The 18,831-nt window shown below is 61.1% G+C and carries 23 protein-coding genes and 1 riboswitch; of the genes, 7 read left to right on the top strand and 16 right to left on the bottom strand.

Translation table 11 applies throughout. The features are described 5' to 3' along the window. Complete coding sequence (gene cobW / locus HJB83_RS23365) at positions 1-1,050, bottom strand: cobalamin biosynthesis protein CobW (protein WP_221117622.1); 1,050 nt, start codon at positions 1,048-1,050, stop codon at positions 1-3. A 4-nt stretch (positions 1,051-1,054) separates the two neighbouring features. Then, the gene (gene cobU / locus HJB83_RS23360; RefSeq protein ID WP_207580807.1) at positions 1,055-1,579 is read right to left on the bottom strand and encodes a bifunctional adenosylcobinamide kinase/adenosylcobinamide-phosphate guanylyltransferase; all 525 of its coding nucleotides are present in this window, start codon (positions 1,577-1,579) and stop codon (positions 1,055-1,057) included. Between the two features lie 131 nt (positions 1,580-1,710). Continuing rightward, a riboswitch (cobalamin riboswitch) is annotated at positions 1,711-2,107 on the bottom strand. A gap of 253 nt (positions 2,108-2,360) precedes the next feature. On the opposite strand from cobU, the gene HJB83_RS23355 reads away from it, so the two are divergent. Next, positions 2,361-4,151 (top strand): chloride channel protein, encoded by a 1,791-nt coding sequence (locus tag HJB83_RS23355; RefSeq protein WP_221159665.1) that lies wholly within the window; start codon positions 2,361-2,363, stop codon positions 4,149-4,151. Positions 4,152-4,177: 26 nt separating this feature from the next. On the opposite strand, the gene HJB83_RS23350 is transcribed toward HJB83_RS23355, so the two are convergent. The 4 genes from HJB83_RS23350 to HJB83_RS23335 form a co-directional block, all read right to left on the bottom strand. After that, positions 4,178-5,350 carry an adenylate/guanylate cyclase domain-containing protein gene (locus HJB83_RS23350; protein ID WP_405049184.1) on the bottom strand — a complete coding sequence of 391 codons (1,173 nt, stop codon included), beginning with the start codon at positions 5,348-5,350 and terminating at the stop codon, positions 4,178-4,180. Positions 5,351-5,574: 224 nt separating this feature from the next. Continuing rightward, the gene (locus HJB83_RS23345; RefSeq protein WP_259671205.1) at positions 5,575-5,955 is read right to left on the bottom strand and encodes a DUF1127 domain-containing protein; all 381 of its coding nucleotides are present in this window, start codon (positions 5,953-5,955) and stop codon (positions 5,575-5,577) included. Positions 5,956-5,967: 12 nt separating this feature from the next. Then, a complete protein-coding gene (locus tag HJB83_RS23340; RefSeq protein WP_207580809.1) occupies positions 5,968-6,243 on the bottom strand; it encodes a DUF4242 domain-containing protein in 276 nt (91 codons plus the stop codon). 42 nt (positions 6,244-6,285) lie between these two features. After that, positions 6,286-6,774, bottom strand: coding sequence for a hypothetical protein (locus HJB83_RS23335; RefSeq protein WP_221133260.1), 489 nt, complete (start codon positions 6,772-6,774; stop codon positions 6,286-6,288). A gap of 187 nt (positions 6,775-6,961) precedes the next feature. Here HJB83_RS23335 and HJB83_RS23330 point away from each other — a divergent pair, with 187 nt between their 5' ends. Continuing rightward, positions 6,962-8,095: a helix-turn-helix transcriptional regulator gene (locus HJB83_RS23330; protein WP_207580810.1), complete on the top strand. Its 1,134-nt coding sequence runs from the start codon at positions 6,962-6,964 to the stop codon at positions 8,093-8,095. 121 nt (positions 8,096-8,216) lie between these two features. Here the strand turns inward: HJB83_RS23330 and HJB83_RS23325 are convergent, their stop codons facing one another. Both HJB83_RS23325 and HJB83_RS23320 read right to left on the bottom strand, forming a co-directional pair. Next, positions 8,217-8,987, bottom strand: coding sequence for an SDR family oxidoreductase (locus HJB83_RS23325; RefSeq protein ID WP_207580811.1), 771 nt, complete (start codon positions 8,985-8,987; stop codon positions 8,217-8,219). A gap of 89 nt (positions 8,988-9,076) precedes the next feature. After that, the gene (locus HJB83_RS23320) at positions 9,077-10,528 is read right to left on the bottom strand and encodes a cobyric acid synthase (protein ID WP_221133259.1); all 1,452 of its coding nucleotides are present in this window, start codon (positions 10,526-10,528) and stop codon (positions 9,077-9,079) included. A gap of 716 nt (positions 10,529-11,244) precedes the next feature. Here HJB83_RS23320 and HJB83_RS23315 point away from each other — a divergent pair. Next, entirely contained in the window at positions 11,245-12,246 is a 1,002-nt protein-coding gene (locus tag HJB83_RS23315; protein ID WP_221117618.1) for a glycine betaine ABC transporter substrate-binding protein, read from the top strand. 20 nt (positions 12,247-12,266) lie between these two features. Beyond that, positions 12,267-12,629 (top strand): hypothetical protein, encoded by a 363-nt coding sequence (locus tag HJB83_RS23310; RefSeq protein ID WP_207580814.1) that lies wholly within the window; start codon positions 12,267-12,269, stop codon positions 12,627-12,629. A 72-nt stretch (positions 12,630-12,701) separates the two neighbouring features. On the opposite strand, the gene HJB83_RS23305 is transcribed toward HJB83_RS23310, so the two are convergent. Next, complete coding sequence (locus tag HJB83_RS23305) at positions 12,702-12,857, bottom strand: hypothetical protein (protein ID WP_003540537.1); 156 nt, start codon at positions 12,855-12,857, stop codon at positions 12,702-12,704. Between the two features lie 99 nt (positions 12,858-12,956). Further along, a complete protein-coding gene (locus HJB83_RS23300) occupies positions 12,957-13,898 on the bottom strand; it encodes a LysR family transcriptional regulator (protein WP_207580815.1) in 942 nt (313 codons plus the stop codon). A gap of 75 nt (positions 13,899-13,973) precedes the next feature. Here HJB83_RS23300 and HJB83_RS23295 point away from each other — a divergent pair, with 75 nt between their 5' ends. Next, complete coding sequence (locus tag HJB83_RS23295) at positions 13,974-14,255, top strand: hypothetical protein (RefSeq protein WP_207584405.1); 282 nt, start codon at positions 13,974-13,976, stop codon at positions 14,253-14,255. A gap of 55 nt (positions 14,256-14,310) precedes the next feature. On the opposite strand, the gene HJB83_RS23290 is transcribed toward HJB83_RS23295, so the two are convergent. Next, a complete protein-coding gene (locus HJB83_RS23290) occupies positions 14,311-14,919 on the bottom strand; it encodes a LysE/ArgO family amino acid transporter (RefSeq protein ID WP_207580816.1) in 609 nt (202 codons plus the stop codon). 100 nt (positions 14,920-15,019) lie between these two features. Between HJB83_RS23290 and HJB83_RS23285 the strand changes: the two genes are divergently transcribed. Beyond that, positions 15,020-15,913, top strand: a complete 894-nt coding sequence (locus HJB83_RS23285; protein WP_221133258.1) for a LysR family transcriptional regulator ArgP — start codon at positions 15,020-15,022, stop codon at positions 15,911-15,913. Between the two features lie 40 nt (positions 15,914-15,953). Here the strand turns inward: HJB83_RS23285 and HJB83_RS23280 are convergent, their stop codons facing one another. Both HJB83_RS23280 and greA read right to left on the bottom strand, forming a co-directional pair. After that, on the bottom strand, positions 15,954-16,313 hold the full coding sequence (locus HJB83_RS23280) for a hypothetical protein (RefSeq protein WP_207584327.1): 360 nt from the start codon (positions 16,311-16,313) through the stop codon (positions 15,954-15,956). Between the two features lie 122 nt (positions 16,314-16,435). Next, positions 16,436-16,918, bottom strand: coding sequence for a transcription elongation factor GreA (greA, locus tag HJB83_RS23275; RefSeq protein ID WP_207580818.1), 483 nt, complete (start codon positions 16,916-16,918; stop codon positions 16,436-16,438). 221 nt (positions 16,919-17,139) lie between these two features. Here greA and HJB83_RS23270 point away from each other — a divergent pair, with 221 nt between their 5' ends. After that, positions 17,140-17,853 carry an MgtC/SapB family protein gene (locus HJB83_RS23270; RefSeq protein ID WP_207580819.1) on the top strand — a complete coding sequence of 238 codons (714 nt, stop codon included), beginning with the start codon at positions 17,140-17,142 and terminating at the stop codon, positions 17,851-17,853. A 30-nt stretch (positions 17,854-17,883) separates the two neighbouring features. Here HJB83_RS23270 and HJB83_RS23265 read toward each other — a convergent pair whose 3' ends face one another. From HJB83_RS23265 to HJB83_RS23255, 3 genes are read right to left on the bottom strand one after another with little or no spacing between them, the layout of a single operon-like run. Next, positions 17,884-18,069: a DUF3008 family protein gene (locus tag HJB83_RS23265; RefSeq protein WP_207580820.1), complete on the bottom strand. Its 186-nt coding sequence runs from the start codon at positions 18,067-18,069 to the stop codon at positions 17,884-17,886. Positions 18,070-18,109: 40 nt separating this feature from the next. Then, a complete protein-coding gene (locus HJB83_RS23260; RefSeq protein ID WP_207580821.1) occupies positions 18,110-18,319 on the bottom strand; it encodes a DUF2945 domain-containing protein in 210 nt (69 codons plus the stop codon). A gap of 53 nt (positions 18,320-18,372) precedes the next feature. Continuing rightward, positions 18,373-18,606, bottom strand: a complete 234-nt coding sequence (locus tag HJB83_RS23255) for a DUF2171 domain-containing protein (protein WP_221133257.1) — start codon at positions 18,604-18,606, stop codon at positions 18,373-18,375. Between the last annotated feature and the right edge of the window lie 225 nt (positions 18,607-18,831).

Here is an 18,831-nt window from a genome sequence, read left to right as displayed (position 1 = left end):
TTACGCCAGCGCCTCGATCGCCGCCCTAACAGCGTCCTGGTCCATCTCGTGCAGACCGATGACCACGAGGCGCGTGGCGCGCGTTTCGCTCGGGGCCCAGGCACGGTCGAAATAATGGTCGATGCGGCTGCCGACGGCCTGGATCTGCAGGCGCATCGGCTTGCCGGCGACATCGACGAAACCCTTGAGACGCAGTACGTCATGGTCGGCGATAATCGTCTTCAGGCCAGCAATGAAGCCGGCGGGATCGGCGACCGGGCCGAGTTCGACGACGAAGCTGTCGAATTCGTCATGGTCGTGCGGCGCGCCGTCCTCATGCTCCAGCTCGTGATGCGATTTGCGGTTGGCGACATCGTCCTCCGTGCCGATGCCGAGGCCGAGCAGAATTCCGGCCGACACCTCGCCATTTTTCGCCTCGATCATCACCGGCTTGCGCACCGTGCGGGAGGCGACCTCGTCGCGAACCCTGATAAGGCCGGCAGCGTCGATCAGGTCGGTCTTGTTGAGTACGATCAGATCGGCGCAAGTCAGCTGATCCTCGAACAACTCCTCGATCGGGCTTTCGTGATCGAGCGATTCATCTGCGCCGCGCGCCGCCTCGACGGCATCGTGGTCGTCGGCGAAACGGCCGGCGGCGACAGCCGCGCTGTCGACCACGGTAATGACGCCATCGACCGTCACCTGGGTGCGAATGTCAGGCCAATTGAAGGCCGCGACCAGCGGCTGCGGCAGGGCAAGGCCCGAGGTTTCGATGACGATATGGTCGGGCCGCTGTTCACGCTCGAGCAACTTCGTCATCGTCGGGATGAAATCGTCGGCGACGGTGCAGCAGATGCAGCCATTGGTCAGCTCGATGATATCGTCCTCGGTGCAATTGTCAGCGCCGCAGCCCTTCAGCACCTCGCCATCGACGCCGAGATCGCCGAACTCGTTGATGATGAGCGCGATCTTTTTGCCGCCGGCATTGGTGAGCAGGTTGCGGATCATCGTCGTCTTGCCGGCGCCGAGAAAGCCGGTAATGACGGTTGCGGGAATTTTCTGCTGGTTCATGAACTTAACCCTTCATTTTCAACGGCAGGCCTGCCGCGATGAAATAGACTTCGGCGGCCTTGGCCGCAATTGATTGGTGCAGCCGGCCGGCATGATCGCGGAATTCCCGCGCCATGCGATTATCCGGCACGATGCCGAGGCCGACCTCATTGGAAACGAAAACGAGCTGCGCCTTCGCCTGCGGCAGAAAATCGGTGAGCGCGGCAAATTCCGCCGCCATATCGCGCTCATCCATCATCAGATTGGTGACCCAGAGTGTCAGGCAATCGATGAGCACGACGCCGCCCTCGCGGTCGATAGCGTCAAGCTTGCCGACGAGATCGAGCGGCTCTTCATGCGTCGTCCAGGACGGGCCGCGATCGGCTCTATGTTGGGCAATGCGCGCCTGCATTTCCTCATCCCAGGCGCGGCCGGTCGCGAGATAATGGCGGTCGAGGCCGATCGAAATGACAAGGGACTCGGCGAAGCGGGATTTCCCCGAACGGGCGCCGCCGAGGATGAAGACGGTGTTGGAGGGAGCGGTCGTCATGCGCAGACGCCCCTTTGGTGGGATGCCGCACCCCACCCACTCGATCGCGCCGCACAAGGCCGCGCCGAATTCAATCGTTCAGCCAAGACAACCTCCGTGCTGGCAGCGGGCCTCTTGCCCAGGGTTGGGCTTCTCGCCCGGCACGGGATGGCAGGTCTCCTGGCTCGCGGTTATCGGCCGCGATCGGGGCAGACCGGAAACCGGTCGCCCTGATCGTGCCAGCGGATCTGCCTCGCCTTCCCGGCTGCATCGATGAAAAGGTGGACGATTCGTAGACTTAAGAGGCGTCCGACCCCGGTTGATCATCATGCATGTCCAGTGGCTTTTCCGGCATGTCGCCCGTCCCGCCCGCTTGCATTATTGCAAGCCGCCGGCCGGAAGGGCTCGATGCCGGATGGAAGACCCTGACCGCTCTACAGTCGCGGGGTCGGCTGTGATGAAGGCGCCCGGCTTGGGTCCGCCCCGTCACATTCCCTTTTCATCCGGAAGGCGTAACACCGATCCGGAACCATCCGTTATATCCGAGGATGGTCAGGTGACCATCCGTTGAGGGATGGTTAGGCAAGCTCAGGGGTGAAGTCAACCGCCCTCGACGGCCGGCAGTGGCTAGACAGGCGAGGCAACGCCAGCAACACGACTTACCCTACCTAAAACATCGTCATTTATCAGATACTTACGTCACAAATATTTATCCAGGGCGCCGGCTTTTCGCCACAATTGCACTGCAAGCGGACTGCGCCATCGCCCTTGACCGGGCCTCTTCCTGCCTAGTTGTCTTGCCATGCTTATGAAATTGGATCGGCGCCGGTTCCGAGCGCTGCGTGTTTTCTTCGACCCGGGGCGGCTGCGGGCGCTGACCCGCCGCAGTGAGGTCGGCCTGTCGCTGGCGGGTGCCGTCGTCGGCATCACCTCGGGTCTCGCCGTCACCGGCATGAGCTACGTCTCCAATCAACTGCATCAGATGGTCTTCGGCATCGACGACAGCGAGCGGCTGAGCTCGTCGGTGATCGACGACAAGCTGCTGCTTCTCACTGCCCCCGTCATCGGTGGCGTCCTGCTCGGCCTGTTGCTGTTCGTACTGGCGAAACGGCGCAAGAAACCGATGGTTGACCCGATCGAGGCCAATGCGCTGCATGGCGGCCGCCTGTCCTTGACCGACAGCATCATCGTTGCCGTGCAGAACCTGATTTCCAACGGGTTCGGCGCCTCCGTCGGCCTCGAGGCCGGCTATACCCAGCTTGCCGCCGGCCTCGCCTCGAAATTCGGCCTGAAGCTGCAGCTTCGCCGCTCCGATCTGCGCACCCTCGTCGGCTGCGGCGCGGCGGGCGCTATCGCCGCTGCCTTCAACGCGCCGCTGACCGGCGCCTTCTACGCCTTCGAGCTGATCATCGGCACCTATACGATCGTCTCGCTGACCCCTGTGGTCGTCTCGGCCCTGGTTTCCACCCTCATCGCAAGGCTGCTCACCCACGGCGATTTCACCATCGACATCGGCAGCTTCGGCGCAGTCGTGCCGGCCGATTATATCCCGGCTATGCTGCTCGGTGGCTTCTGCGCTGGCGTCGGCATCCTGATCATGCAGGGCGTCTCCTTCGTCGAGGAGCTGGCGCGCAAGAGCTCGATCGCCCCGCCCTTCCGCCCGGCGCTCGGCGGCATCGTCGTCGGACTTCTGGCGATGATTTCGCCACAGGTGCTCTCGGCCGGCCACGGCGCGCTGCATCTCAATCTCTCCCGCGAGGTGGCGATCCCGGCGCTGCTCGGCCTCTTCCTGTTGAAATCCCTGGCCTCGGCGATCTCGATCGGCTCCGGCTTCAGGGGCGGCCTGTTCTTCGCCTCACTGTTCATGGGCGCCCTGCTCGGCAAGCTCTTTGCCTATTGCGGCCCCTATTTCGCCGATGCGACGCTGACGCCCGTAATCTATGCCGTCGTCGGCATGAGCTCGCTCGCCGTCGCCGTCATCGGCGGGCCGCTGACGATGACGTTCCTGGCGCTCGAAATCACCGGCGATTTTCCGATCACCGCTCTAGTGCTCGCCGCCGTCATCACCTCCTCACTCGTCGTCCGCTCAACCTTCGGCTATTCCTTCGCCACCTGGCGCTTCCACCTGCGCGGCGAAAGCATCCGCAGCGCCCACGACGTCGGCTGGATCCGTAACCTGACAGTGGACAAGCTGATGCGCGCCGACGTCAAGACGGCAAGGGCGGGTATTTCGCTGGAGGAATTCAAGCAGGCCTTCCCGATCGGCTCGACCCAGCGCGTCATCCTCGTCGAGGAGAGCGACAAATATGCAGGCCTCGTGCTGGTGCCGGAGATCTACGCCAACCCGACCGACGTGCAGGACGAGGGCAAGACGCTTGCCGATTTCATCCACTACCGCAACGATTTCCTACAGCCACAGATGAATGCCAGGCAGGCGGCGGCGATCTTCGACAAGAGCGAAAGCGAAGCACTCGCCGTCGTCAACAACCTGATCGAACGCAAGGTGATCGGCCAGCTCAGCGAAAGCTATACGCTGCGCCGCTACAGTGAAGAACTTGACCGTCGCCGTCGTGAGGTCTCAGGCGAGATCTGAACGTGGTCGCGCCTTTGATCGGCGCTTCATGACACAGAGTTGGCGAGCTTGAAGACGTCGGCCCGCTTTGAAACTCCACGCAATTCGAACGACCCGAGATACTCGCAAGCCACCGTACAGTTGGCCGCGAAACTCTCCGACAGCAGAAGGTGCTGCTCAAGCGTACCGCAGAGTTTCTCCAGCCGCGAAGCCTCGTTGACCGCCCTGCCGATCACCGTGAAGTCGAGCCTGCCGTGAGCGCCGACATTTCCGTAGAAAAGCTCGCCGAGATGCAGCACGACATCGATGCCGATATCGGGGCCTCCATTGCGCGTCCGCTCGCGATTGAGCTCTTCGTTTGCCTTCAGCAGATTCTGTGCCGAAGCCAACGCAGCCTTACACGCCCTTTGCGGATCCTCGGCGTCCGTCGGAAAGATCCCCAGCACGCTGTCGCCCATGAACTTGAGGATCTCGCCGGAATTTTCCTCGACATGCCGGTCGATCAGCTCGAAATGCTCGTTGAGAAACCCGACGATCTCGCCTGGCTGGTAGGCCTCGGTCAGCGCCGTGAAATTGCGGAGGTCGGCAAGCAGGATGGCGGCATCGATGGAGCCACCCATTCCCCTGCGGGTTTCGCCCGCAAGGATGCGCGCACTGGTCCTGGCGCCGGTATAGACGGCGAGGATATCGGTCGCGGTCTTCGAAACCGCCACGCGGTAAGCCGCCAGCCCCAGCGCCGGGAACAGCTCTTCTATGATCGCCAGCTGTTGATCGGAAAATCCGCCCGGCGCGTCGCTCGTCAGCGAGAAACCGAGCCCGCGCAGCGCGACTTCCTTCGGGAATTCGAACAGGCTGATCACGTGATCCGTGCCACCGGCGAGCGCGAATTCGTTGAGTTCGCTGTAATCGAGCCCCTCGCCGCTCGCCAGGTTCCATCGCCCCTTTGTTTCGCCGCGGCTCAAAAGGTGAAAGATCGGCGTCTTCTCGAAGTCACGTTCCGTCTCACTGCCGTGCTCCGCATTTTCAAGGACAGTCGCACCGCCCCGCATGAAATTAGCCGAAACGCCGCGATACATGGGATGGAGGGACGGCATTCTGATACTCGCCCGCCAGATCGGAAATCCGTCCGCGATCAGCCGGTCGCACAGACCGGCGACGAGGTCGCCAATATGCTCGCTGGTGATCCCCTGCTCTATAAGCCATTGAATATGATTTTTAATTTTTCAATCTCCGCATGAGGACCGAGAACCGGCAATGGCCATTTCGCCCTCGAGCCCGATGAGCAGAACGGCAGAACGGGCGCTCAACGAGCGGTCTTACACCTGCCGTTCATTAACCTGCTTCGCGTCGTTATACTACACCCGGGCGAATGGGAGTGATGCGGAATTCTGGCCTTTTCTCGTCGAGCGTTTTGCCTCGCTTCGATGTGCAAAGGGCTGCTCGGTCAGCGGAATCTGTTCCAGTCTCCATCCCGCGAGGCGACGAACGGGATCTCGCTTCTCGACGCCGCAATGTCCTTCAGCATGTGGTCCGACAGCGCGCCAAGCCGATTTTCCACCGACTGCCGTCGTTGCCACAGGATGAAGTTACGAGCCGGAGAAAACAGCAGCAATACCGCTTTGGACAGTCGCAGTTCGAACCCGTCTGCAAGAGCTTCTCGCTCATGATTGTCCCCGGAGACGCGTGCGCCGATTACAACATCGCTGCGCCTGCGAGGCGGCCGGCGCCTCGTCCGCCGGCCAGCTCCCGCGCCCCGGCGCATCACCTCGAAATCGGTTTGCGGAAGGGCTGTGCGCGGATGGAAAGTGGGGTTGCCGCGCCCCATCGAACGCGGCGTTTAACGCGCGGCCGAATGAGGGCCGATGAGGCTCGTGATCTCCGTCACGCGGTCCGCAGGAAAGCCACCCTTTTCCGCGTGCCGATAGACCGCTTCCGCACTCTCGGCCTCATGAACGCAGTACATCTTGTCGCCAGTCACATAGCTGGTGATCCAGCTATAGGGTTCGCCGAGGGAGGCCACGACGGCGTTGGATTTCGCCGAGATCTCGCGCAGGGTTTCCTTGCTCATATCTCCGAGACCTGGAATATTTCGTTCGACAACGAATTGCGGCATTGTTTTATCCTTTCATGATGCCTTGAGTGACGCAGCGCTTCATCAACCGTGCGCATGCCGGCAGCTGACGTCGGGGTTCATGTCGGCGAACGATCCCTTCGGATTGTCCTTCCATGCCCAGACATGCAACTCGTAGAAAGCCGGAAGGCCGTAGCGGTTCGGTGCATTCGTGAAACTGAACAGCTGACCGCCGAGATTGGCGGGACCTTTCGTCGTGATGTATTCGACGGCGACCAGTTTCATCTTGCCGTGTTCGTCAGGCTCGTACATCACGGCTTCCGGCTTGGAGAGATCAACGGCCTCATCCTTGATGAGGTCGGCATTGACATAGTGGATGCCCATAGCACCCCCATCGATGCCGCTGGTGCACGGGATCGGCGAATAGCCTTCCCTGACGGCCTGGTTGACGTCCTGGAAGCGCGAATTGGCCTCCCGGACCTGGTTCGGCAGGCCGGCGCCGCCGCCGAGCGCTGCAGCCGGTAAAACTGCGATAAAGAGAAGCGCCGCGATCGGCGCTTTGGTCGCTTTCATGAAGATTGCCCTCCAATTTCTGGTTGTCCAAGCCGAGTGGAATCCGGCCGGCAGTGGCGTTGTAAGAAATCCACGCGATGAAACATCTCCCGCGTGGGGGATGAAATCTTCCGCAAATCCCGGAAATGAAGGCGTCCTGGCCGGCGGCAATTGACCGCGCAGGCCGGGCTGATGCAGGATTGCGATCATGGAACAACAGCTGTCGGAAATCATTGGCGCTATTTATGATTGTGTGGCCCGGGAGGATGCCTGGCCAAACGCTCTTCGTCTGATCAATGGCCAGGTGAATGGGTTTTTGACCACGCTTGCCGTCTTCGACACCACCACCCGTTCCGCACGGCTGGCTCAGATCGCCTGCGACGACGGAGAAGCCATCAGCACCCTCGTCGCGCATGCGAAGGACGTCCCGTTCTTCCACCTTCTCCACCGAATGGAGATCGATCAGCCGGATACGCTGGAGCGAATGTTCTCCCTCTATGGACCCGATGGCGAAGCCGTCTGGAAGAGCGGTGCGCTCTACCAGAACTTTCATGCCAAGTATGGGGTATTGAACTCGATTGACATGGCGGTGCTGAAGCGCCCGACCCGGGTCGGGACAATCAACATTTCGGTGCAATACGAACCGAGCGAGCGACGCGTCTTCGACATTGTCGGGCTACTCGGCCCGCATATCCGCCGTGCCGTGACGATCCACGACATGTTCGAGATGGAGCGCGCCGAAGCAGCCGTCCTCAGGGAGGTCATCGACGCTCTCGACCATGCGGTCTTCATCGTTGCTGAAGACATGACAATCCTTTTCGCCAACCATGCCGCAGAAGCACGATTGCGCGAGCAGCACGTCGTTCACTCGCTTTCAGGCCGGCTGGCCGCGCGCTACGCTTATGCAGGCGCTGCCCTTTCCAACGCCGTGGCGCTTGGCGCGCGGGACGAAATCAGTCTCGCAGCGGCTGGGATCGATGTCCCGCTTGCCTCGGCCGAGCGCCCCGCCGTCGCGCACGTTCTGCCGCTGCAGCGGCGCACCGAAAGGGGACGTTTCGAAAGCCGCGCGGCTGCGGCGATCTTCCTCGCCGCCGCGGGAACGGTGACACAGTCGGCCGTCGAAGCCGTTGCCGCCCTTTTTGCTCTCACTCCAGCCGAACGGCGCGTGGTCGGCTACGTCTCCGAAGGCATGACGCGATCCGAGATCGCCAACGCACAAGGCGTTGCCGACGGCACCGTGAAATCGCAACTGGCCGCCATCTACGACAAAACGGGAGCGGAGGACCAGCGCAGCCTGCAGCAGCTCGTCCGCGAACTCAGTCCGCCTGTCAGGCGCGCGTGACGTCTCGACCTTGAACTTCGGAGCGATTGGCGGAAGACGTGAAAACGGGGCCGGTGTCCCTCGGTACCGAACCGAGCGCCATCACATCCATAGAGAACCGCCAGACCGATATTTCCAACGCTCACATCCTGACCGTCATGCCGCCATCGACCGTCAGGACGTGGCCATTGACGAAGGAGGCGGCGGCGCTTGCAAGAAACAGCGCCGCGCCGGCGATCTCGTCGGGCCGCCCCCAGCGCTGGACCGGAATGCGCTGGCGCACGAAGGGCATCAATTCCTCGTTCGCGGCCATCGCCGCATTGGTTTCGGTGGCAAACCAGCCCGGCGCAATCGCGTTGCTGGTGATGCCGTGCGGACCGAATTCGACCGCCATACCGCGCATCAGGCCGGTCAGGCCCTGCTTGGCTGCCGGATAGACGCAGTCACCGGGCATGACGACATGGCCGCTGATGGAGGTCACCGAGATCAGGCGGCCGTGATTGCGCCGCTTCATCAGCACGGCGGCGTCCCGCGAAAGCGTCATCGCGGCGGCCAGATCGGTGCGCAGCAGTTCGATGATGGCATCATCATCGAATTCGGCCAGCGGTCGCCTGTCACGGGCGCCGACATTATTGATCAGGATGTCGAGGCGACCGTGAGCCCTTTCGATATCGGCCATCAACGCACGCTGGGCCTCGCGATCGGTGATATCGAAGGCGGCGGCCTCCGCTGTGCCACTCGCCGCACGGATGATCCTTACGGCGTCTTCCAGCGTCGCCGCCGTGCGTCCGGTAACGATGACATGGGCGCCGGCCTCTGCAAGGGCACGTGCCATCTCGAAGCCCAGGCCACGGCCGCCGCCGGTCACCAGCGCCACCTGACCCGTCAGTGAAAATCTATCCATCACGCTCATGGTCTTACCGCTCTCGATCAGCTCCGCCGGGGCAATTAATGGACTCAGTCAACTAATTTGGCAAGAGCAGAACGAAGGATGCATCCGGCCTAACCGAGCAGTCCGGCCAGCCAGCGCGGATCGAGGTGACGTTCCAATTCCCCGGCGATCTCGTCGAGCGCCTGCTCGACGCTCTCGCGGTAATTCCTTCGCCCGCCTGATAACCCGAAGCTCTGCAGCAGCCGGGCGCGGTAGGGGTCGCTGCCGAAGAGCCCGTGCAGGTAGGTGCCCATGATTCGGCCGTCGGCCGAAAGCGCGCCATCGGGTGCCCCGTCGATGATCGCCGAAGGCCGGGTGCCATCCGGGCCGCGGGTGATGCCGAGATGGATCTGGTAGCCGGCAAGCGGCACGTCGTATTCGGTCGAGCGGGCATGACTGTTGCGCACGGTTTTTTCAGGCGCCATCTCGGTCTCGACGTCGAGAAGCGCAAGCCCCGGCGCCTCGAGCATTCCGCCCTCGATGCCGAGTGGATCGTGCACCGTCCGACCAAGCATCTGGTAGCCGCCGCAAATGCCGATCACCCGGCCGCCGCGCCTGACATGCGCCTGGAGGTCGCGGTCCCAGCCCTCAGCCCTCAAGTCGGCGAGATCAGATATCGTCGATTTTGAGCCGGGAAGGACGATGAGGCTTGCAACAGGCAGCCGCTCGCCTGGTCGCACGAAGACCAGCTCGACATCCGGCTCGCTCCTCAGCGGATCGAGATCGTCGAAATTGGCGATACGGGGCAGCACCGGCACGGCGATCTTCAGCCGGCCCGCCCCGCCCTTCGCCAGCCGTTCGAGCACGACCGAATCTTCGGCCGGCAGGCGTGCCGCACCCGGCAGCCACGGCACGACGCCGAAACACGGCCAGCCGGTAAAGCCTTCGATGGCGCGGATGCCATCGTCAAACAGCGAAACGTCGCCGCGAAACTTGTTGATGATATAACCCGCAACCATCGCTCGGTCGCCCTCATCAAGGATCGCCTGCGTGCCGACCAGCGAGGCGATGACGCCACCGCGATCGATATCGCCGACGAGCACGACAGGCACGCCGGCACGCGTCGCAAAGCCCATATTGGCGATATCGGCGACCCTGAGATTGATCTCGGCCGGCGATCCGGCACCCTCGACGATAACGAGGTCGGCATCTGCTGCCACTTTTTCGAAACTCTCGAGCACCGCGCCGAGCAGTTGCGGCTTCAGCCGCTGATAGTCGCGCGCCTTCGCCTGGCCGAACACCCTGCCCTGCACGATAATCTGGCTGCCGTTTTCCGATTGCGGCTTGAGCAGCACCGGGTTCATGTGCACCGAAGACGGCGTGCGTGCGGCCAGTGCCTGCAGCCACTGCGCTCGGCCGATCTCGCCGCCGTCATCGGCAACCGCTGCATTGTTCGACATGTTCTGCGGCTTGAACGGCCGGACGGCCAGCCCGCGATTGGCCGCCAGACGGCAAAGGCCAGCGACCAGCACCGTCTTTCCGACATCCGAGCCGGTTCCCTGCAGCATGATCGCTCTTGCCATGGTGGCCGCCTTTCGCTGAGGCGAGGCCTACAATGGCCGGCGACACCGGGTCAAGACTTGGCACAGGGTAAGACTTGGCCCGGGTCAAGCTTCCCGCAGAAACGCGAAAACCGCGCATGGCCTTGGCTCTGCGCGGTTTGCCGAAAACTCAGGCGTCTTCACCCCTACACGGCGAAGCTCGCTTTCTCCGGTACGCACTACCTGAACCGGAGAAGCGGCGGTCATTCCCGCCACGACCCAACTGATAACGGCACATTCTTACCGGAGAGTTATTGAAGCCTTACGCAAATGTTAATTTTGATCTTTTTTGACATTCTGGTCGAAATTTCTGCAGAAGACCCGACGGTGATCGCCAAGAGCGTGCACTGCGCTCAAAGGCGCCATTTTCCGGATATTGAGATAAATTCTTCGAATTCAATAATTTAGTCCGGCGACCGTCAGCAGAAGATGGTTGATTTCTGCGACCGAACGCGTAGGCTTCCCAAAAACCGCCATTTTCGAGCATGACCTGCAATGAGCTGCCGGAGCCGCAAGGACGGAAGGCACCCATGAACCGGAAATGTATGTCGCGGCATCGCCCGTCAGTCATTTCCTTTTGGGCGCCAGAAGGATTTGTCGCTGATTTCCGACCCTGGCTGCGCGTCCGTAGATTCAAGGTATCACAGCGTCATTAGCGCGTCTGAAAAGGCCGGCGCTGTAAAGAAGAATTCGGGGAAATGACGATGAAGACGTTTCTGATTCCCGCCGTCTTTGCCGCGGCTCTTTCTATCGTCGCGCCGGCCGAAGCCGCCGAATGCGGCAATGTTTCGATCGCTGAGATGAAATGGGCCTCGGCCGGTATTGCGGCGAGCTTCGACAAGATCATCCTGGAAAAGGGCTACGGTTGCGCCGTCACCATCGTCGACGGCGACACCCTGCCGACCTTCGCCTCGATGAATGAGAAAGGCACTCCCGACATCGCCTCGGAGTACTGGATCAATTCCGTCAGGGCCTTGCTCGATCAGGCCGTCAACTCCGGCCGGCTGGTGCAGGGAGCCGAGATCCTGGCCGACGGAGCCGTCGAGGGCTGGTGGATCCCGAAATTCATCGCCGACGCCAATCCCGACATCCGTTCGGTCGAAGATGCGCTGAGACATCCCGAGCTCTTCCCCGCCGAGGACGATGCCTCGAAGGGCGCTATTTACAATTGCCCAGCCGACTGGAGTTGTCAGATATCAACCACCAACCTGTTCAAGGCGCTTGCCGCGGACAAAAAGGGCTTCGAACTCGTCGAAACCGGCAGCGCCGAACGGCTCGACGCCTCGATCGCCCGCGCCTTCGACAATAAGATCGGCTGGCTCGGTTATTATTGGGCGCCGACCGCAATCCTCGGCAAATACGAGATGACGCGCCTGAGCTTCGGCGTCGGTCATAACAAGACCGAGTGGGACCGCTGTACGGCGGTTTCCGGCTGCCTCAGGCCCCAGCTTAATTCCTATCCGGTCTCGCGCGCCTTCACATTGATGACCAGGTCTTTCGCCAGTCGCGCGGGACCTGTCACCACCTATCTCAAAACCCGCAAATGGGACAATCAGACGATCAACCAGGTGCTTGCCTGGCAAGACGAAAACCACGAAAGCAACGAGGATGCCGCGATCCATTTCCTTCGCAATTACGAGGGCCTCTGGATGAAATGGGTGCCCGCCGATGTAGCCGAGAAGGTCAAGGCGAGTTTATAACGCCAAAAATACGATCAAGCATGGACGATTCGATGACAGGCAACGTTCCCTTTCCCGACCGCGATACCGTTGCGGAAAAGCTTGCCGCGCTGTCGGAGACGGACAAATCATATCTGACGCTGCTCATGGAAAATGTCGCTCAGGACGACAACCTGCTCGACGGCCTGCGCCGCCATCTCGACATCGCAGCAGGGTCGCGGTTCCTGAACTCGCTAAAACTCGAAAATCTCGGAATATGGCTCGGAGCACATGCGCCGGATCGGCTTCAGATCCGGGTGATGGAAACCGCCCGCTCCAGCCAGCATCCTGCCTACCAGGCCTTCCGGACCGGTCTTGACCGATCCGGCGGGCTGGAAAAGGCTTATCCCCCGGTCAATACTTGATCCGGCCCAGTCGATAATTGATTCTGTCCAGGAAAGCTTTATCCGGCATCCCCGGAGGAATGTGAACGGTCTTTACTTCTTTGCAGCACGGTCAACCGAGCGGCCCGCATCCTGCGTTGCATTTACGGTGTTGGCCGTATCTTTTCCTATGCCGCGGATCGTGTTGCCGCAGGAGGAAAGCGCAAGAAGTACCATCAAGGCTGCGGCGATTTTGGCCGTTGTCGTCATTTCGAATATCCTTGTTTGAAATCAACCCCGAACGGGACTTATGCCGTTCGCGCCGATAACGCACAAGGGGACAAAAGGTTCAACGCCTGAAAGAGATCATCAGGCGGCGACCGCCTTCGCTCTCTCGGCAAAGGCGCCGCGAATGCTGTCGGCCACTGTCTCGATCGGCCCGGACACCTGCGAGGCGGTCAGCAGGCGGATATCGAAGGCGCCGAGTTCCGGCAGGCCTTCCTGCGGGCCGAGGATCGCCATGTCCTCATTGACATAGGACAGCGGCAGCGGCGCAATGGCGAGATCGGAGAGCACGGCGGCGCGCTGCGCCATGGTGTGGCCGCTGAGATAGGCGACGCGATAGTGCCGCTTGTTGCGTTCGAGCTGGGAGAGAGCCTCCTGGCGCCAGATGCAGCCATCCTCCCAGATCGAGATCGGCAGGGGATCGCGCCGATGCGCCGAACCGCACTTGGCGCCGGCCCAGACCAGCCGCTCGCGAAACACCACCTCGCCGCCTGTCGGGAACGGCCGCGTCGCACAGTTGATCAAGGCCAGGTCGAGCCGCTGTTCCTCCATGCGCTTCTTCAACCCCATGCTCATGTCGATCGTTACGTCGACCATGATGCCGGGATAGCTCTCCGCGAAACTCTTCAGGATGCTCGGCAGCAGCCGCTCGCCGATATCCTCCGGTGCGCCGAGCCTGACGACGCCGCTGAGCTCCGGCATGATGAAGCGCGACACTGCCTCGTTCGACAGCGCCAGGATGTTGCGGGCGTAGGACAACAGCATCTCGCCGTGGCGCGTCAGCGACACCGAGCGGGCATCGCGCAAAAACAGCGTCGCGCCCAGTTGTTCCTCGAGCTTCTTGATCTGCATCGACACCGCTGACGGCGTGCGAAAGACCGCCTCCGCGGCGGTCGAAAAATTGCCAGTCTCGGCAATGGCAACGAAGGTACGCAACACGTCGTTGTCAAGCAGCGGAATGGGACGGCGAAAGGGAAGACTCATCGTCGCATCTTTCAATTTTTCTGATTTATAACCGCATATCATTTTGTTTGATTGAATGTCAATCGCTCGCCATATTTCGAGGGGTCAGCAGCCGATGCAGCAAAAGGAGGCCCCGACATGTCGAACATGAGCATCTGGAATATCGTACAGGCCCTTTCCGCGTTCAAGTCGCAGAGGCGCAGGGATGTGAACCATGAGCATGCACTCCGGCAGCTAAGGCGTTTTCCGTCGCATCTGCTGGCCGATTGTCAGCCCAAGATAGAGTTGACGGTCGCCGCCTCTGCTAGCCGAACCGCTGCTGAAGATTGTAAGCTCGGCGTGCCTCACCATGTGCGCCCATCAGGAAACATCCGTCCATCAAAAAGCTTGCGCGCCGTTGTGATCGTCCGCGCCCCCTGACCGACCCGTTTACCGCCGGATCCAGCACATTTCCATCTCGCCGGTCGAACGGCCATCACATCCCGCCCAACAGCTTGAACGCGATGATCCACATGGTGAATGCGACGAGCGTTTCCAGCATGCGCCAGGATGAGGGCTTCGAGAAGATCGGTCGCAGCCACGTGGCGCCGTATCCGAGCGAAAAGAAAAACAGAAAGGAACCCGTCACCGCCCCCGCAGCAAACGAAGCCTGCTGTCCCGGGTAGCGTGTCGATATCGTGCCGAGCAGCACGACCGTATCGAGATAGACATGCGGGTTGAGCCAGGTCAGTGCAAGGCAGGTCATGAGCGTCTGGCGAAAGCTCGATGGTCTCGCTTCTGCTTCCGCGAGGCTGGCGGACGAGCGAAAGGCGGAATAGAGGCTCTTCGCTCCATACCAGGCCAGAAACGCGGCTCCTCCATAGCGCATGACCGGATCGAGCCAGGGCATAAACCTGGCGATTTGCTGCAGGCTGGTCACGCCAAGCACGATCAACGCTGCATCCGAAAACGCGCATGCGAAACAGACGGAAAAGACATGTTCGTTGCGCAGGCCTTGGCGCAGAATAAAAGCGTTCTGCGCGCCGATTGCGACAATGAGGCTGAGGCCCATCATCAGGCCGGTGACATAGATCGAAAAATTCATCGCTTCGGCGAACGCCCCTGCTTCGGTAAGGGTTGCCGTATCGCCGTGAAGAGAATTAGGCTAATTAATCTGGCTTATCTCAATTAAGCGAAGCTTAATCATGCTCGATTACTCCGCCCTGCGCGCCGTCGCAACTGTTGTCCAGACAGGCAGCTTCGATAGGGCTGCGACCGTGCTGAACGTCACTCCCTCGGCCGTTTCGCAGCGCGTAAAGCAGATCGAGGAGCGTCTCGGTACCGTCCTCATCGTCAGAGGCACGCCGTGCACGGCAACCGAAAAGGGAGAATGGCTCTGCCGCCATATGGAGAATGTCGGCATGCTCGAAGCCGAACTCTTCGGGCAACTGCCGGCTCTCGTCGATCCCGACGAACCACGCCAAAGGGTGACGCTCCAGATCGCGACCAATGCCGACAGCCTTGGGACATGGTTCGTGGAGGCCATGTCGAACTTCGCCAAGAGTTCTTCCTACCTCTTGAATATCGCCGTCGACGACCAGGACCACACCGCCGAATGGTTGCAGCGCGGACGGGTGATCGCAGCCGTCACCAGCCTTGAGAAGCCGGTCCGCGGATGCCGGCGATTTGCACTCGGCATTCTGCGCTACCACGCTACGGCAACCCCCGACTTCGTGGCACGCCACTTTCCGGGCGGCGTAACCGCCGAGGCAATCCGCAATGCCCCGGCGCTCACCTTCAATCAGAAGGACAGGTTGCAGAGCAGCTGGGTAAGCAGCAAGTTCGGACGCGATCTCGATTATCCCACCCATTGGCTGCCGTCGACGCAGAGTTTCGTCGAGGCGAGCCTTTCGGGCATGGGATGGGGAATGAACCCGACCCAGCTCACCCGCGAACATCTCGCATCGGGACGGCTGGTCGAATTGGTTCCCGACACCCCACTCGATGTCCCACTATACTGGCAGATAAACCGCCTCGCCGCCGATCGCCTGGCGAAGCTGACGCGCGAGGTCATCACGGTGGCCAAGCGCAATCTCTGAACGCGTTGCTCAGAACAGCAGCGGCTCAAAACAGGCGCTGTCACACGTACGCCGTGCGGCTGCCGAATTCGCTGGTGTCGTCAAAATTCTTCGTGCCGATACGCTCGCTCTCGCCGGAGAGATCCTGCGGAGCCTCGGTAGCGGGCTTCGATGCGGCGGACGCCTCGGTCTTGCTGCTCTCGGACGCTTCGAGCTTGGCAATCTTTGCTTCCAGCGTCTCGATGGATTTTTCGATTGTGGCCTTCTCTTTCTCGTCCTGCGTTTGCGACAGGGCTGCCTGCTTTTCGGCAAGCTGCGCCTCGAGAGAGGCAAGCTGGTCCGACGAACTGGACGACGAGGTTGAAGCGGTTGAACTCAAAAGGGTGGATGCGGAACTGGAAATTGCGCTGACCATGCGGATGACCTTCGATATTCGATGTCATCTTTCTAGGCCGCGAATGATAAATAAAGTACTATGAAGTACCATTTTTCATAACAATTATTGCGCATCGTCAAACTCGGCGCCGCTTTGAGTATCCCGCCCTACGCGATAGCGATGATCTGCAGCTCATGGCTACCTGTCTCCACCACATCGCCGACAGCCTTGCCCATCAGCAACCGCGCCACCGGCGACACATAAGAAATCGATCCGGCCTTGGGATCGGCTTCGTCCTCGCCGACGATCCGATAGGTCTGCACGCGCCCGTCGTCGCGGCTGAAAGTCACCGTGCTGCCGAAGGCGACAGTGTCGGTTGACGCAGGGTCAGGCATGAGCTGGGCGTTGCGGAGCCTCGCCGCGAGATAGCGCAGGTCGCGCAACGGTCCCGCCGCCTGCCGCCGTCGTTCGTTCACGTCTTCGATGACACTCGCGGCATCATAGGCCAGGCGAGCCTGCTGGAACAGTAGTTCCAGAGCCTTCAACCCTGCCTCCGTCACCAGGTTCAGATGCGGCGAAACCGGACGATCGGGCAGCAGGGTTTCCGAAGCGGTTTCGAAACTCTCTTCCTTGGTGAATGCGACGGCCAATTCTATACTCCGTTTTGGGCGCGGTGCGCTTATAGCTGACGGGGAGGTTCTCCCCATCCAAAACATACATACACCCGCCGCAGACGAACCGCCAATCTTGGCTCATCGGCAACGCGGAACGTCCCGCGCCGCATGGCGTTTAGACCCGTGACGCATCATGGCCGAGGAGGATCAATGCCCGGCGAACAGCGGAAAGCCCGCGATATAACCCGGAGCGAAACATGCCTTCGTTCCTGACCGACGCCATGCCGCTGACACCGAGCTGGTGGGACATCGCCGCGCGCATCGCGCTGACGGTGATCGCCGGCGGCCTCATCGGCCTCGACCGCGAGCGCGGCGGCCATGCCGCGGGCTTCCGGACGACGATCCTGGTGGCGCTTGCCGCCTGCGTTGCGATGGTCCAGGCGAACCTGCTTCTATCGACCTACGGGAAAACACTGAGTTTTTTCACCCAGATGGACGTGCTGCGCTTTCCCCTCGGCGTCCTGACCGGCGTCGGCTTCATCGGCGGCGGAGCGATCCTCAGGCGCGGCGACATGATGACTGGCGTCACCACGGCGGCGACCCTGTGGTTCATGACCGTGGTCGGCCTCTGCTTCGGCGGCGGCCAGATCGTCACCGGGACCGTCGCAACCGTCATCGCCGTCATCGTGCTGTCGCCGCTGAAACGCCTGGACACCTGGCTGCGCTGCGAACGCAAGGCGACGCTCGTCGTCTATGGCTCGAGTTCTGATATTCCCGACCTTTCGGATGTGCTGGGACCTCTTGAATGCAGCGCATCGTTTGTCTCGTTGGGACAGGCCGAAGATGGCCGCACCGGGGTGACGTTCGAATTGCGCTGGCTGGCGAAAGATCCGGACGCATCCGCACGCGCAATCCTCTTCGCCGTCTCCGAGGCGCACGAGGTCGCGAATTTCTCGATGCCCACGACATAAGCCGGACGCCCCGCCATCGCGGCGCCCTGCCTATTTGGGGGCGTGCTCCGGTTTGCCCTTTCTTTTGGTGGATGCAAATTCCTCGAGCTGTTTTTCGCTCATGGACTCGACCATCTGCTTGGAGGCGCCCTTGAGCTCTTTCTTGGGCGTCTCGCCACGTTTGGCCGACAGTGCGGCGCCCGCCGCCTTCTGCTGGGCCTTGGACTTGGCTGGCATATCGATCTCCTTATGCTTGTGATGAGGCGCCGAGTTGGCCTCAAAGCTTCCTGAGTTCATCGGGCTTGTGTGCGGCCCGCTTTCCCGATTTGTCGCTTTCCACGATATACTGGGGTTCCGCCGCCGACGCCTTCACCTTGTGGCCCTTGATCTTCGTCTGGCTGATCTGTTTTTTGACCACCCTGCCCTCGGTCTTTCCCTGGCTGGTGTCCCAGCTCACGTCGTCGCCCTTCCTCAATTGCTTGGACATGCGAGGCTCCTTACGGCGAGGAGGCTGCGGCAAAAGCCGCAGCCGACCGCTCGTCAGTTAATAGTGGCCCACTGGGTGCGAACATCCCTGGCGTTCTTTGACAGATGAACATGCGCATCGACGTGATCGACCCAGTCGATCGGGATCAGGTGGTGCTTGCCGTCCTCCGAGTCGGTCTTCGCCAGCTTGATGCGCGTGGGTCCGTCGAGATGATCGACTGTCCCCATATGGGTGCCATCGGCAGCCCGCACTTCCATATGTTCACGGATCTGATCTGCGGAAATCATGGTTTCCTCCTTTGCATCATTGTCAGGTACGAAGCGGCAACGACGTGGAGCGGACTTGGTTCCGAGTCATCTCGCCGTGCCCCGATTTGGCATTTTGCTGACCTGCCACTGCGAATTTCTTCCAGAATTGATTAGAGTCCGGCCTTACGAAGGACGGACGAATGAAGAAGCAGAGATTTACAGAAGAGCAGATCATCGGTGTGCTGCGTGAGCAGGAGGCTGGCG

This window comes from Rhizobium sp. NZLR11 (genome assembly GCF_019685115.1).
Taxonomy (GTDB): Bacteria; Pseudomonadota; Alphaproteobacteria; order Rhizobiales; family Rhizobiaceae; genus Rhizobium.
The sequence above is the reverse complement of the archived record's forward strand: the minus strand, read 5'-3'. Positions and strand labels throughout refer to the sequence as shown.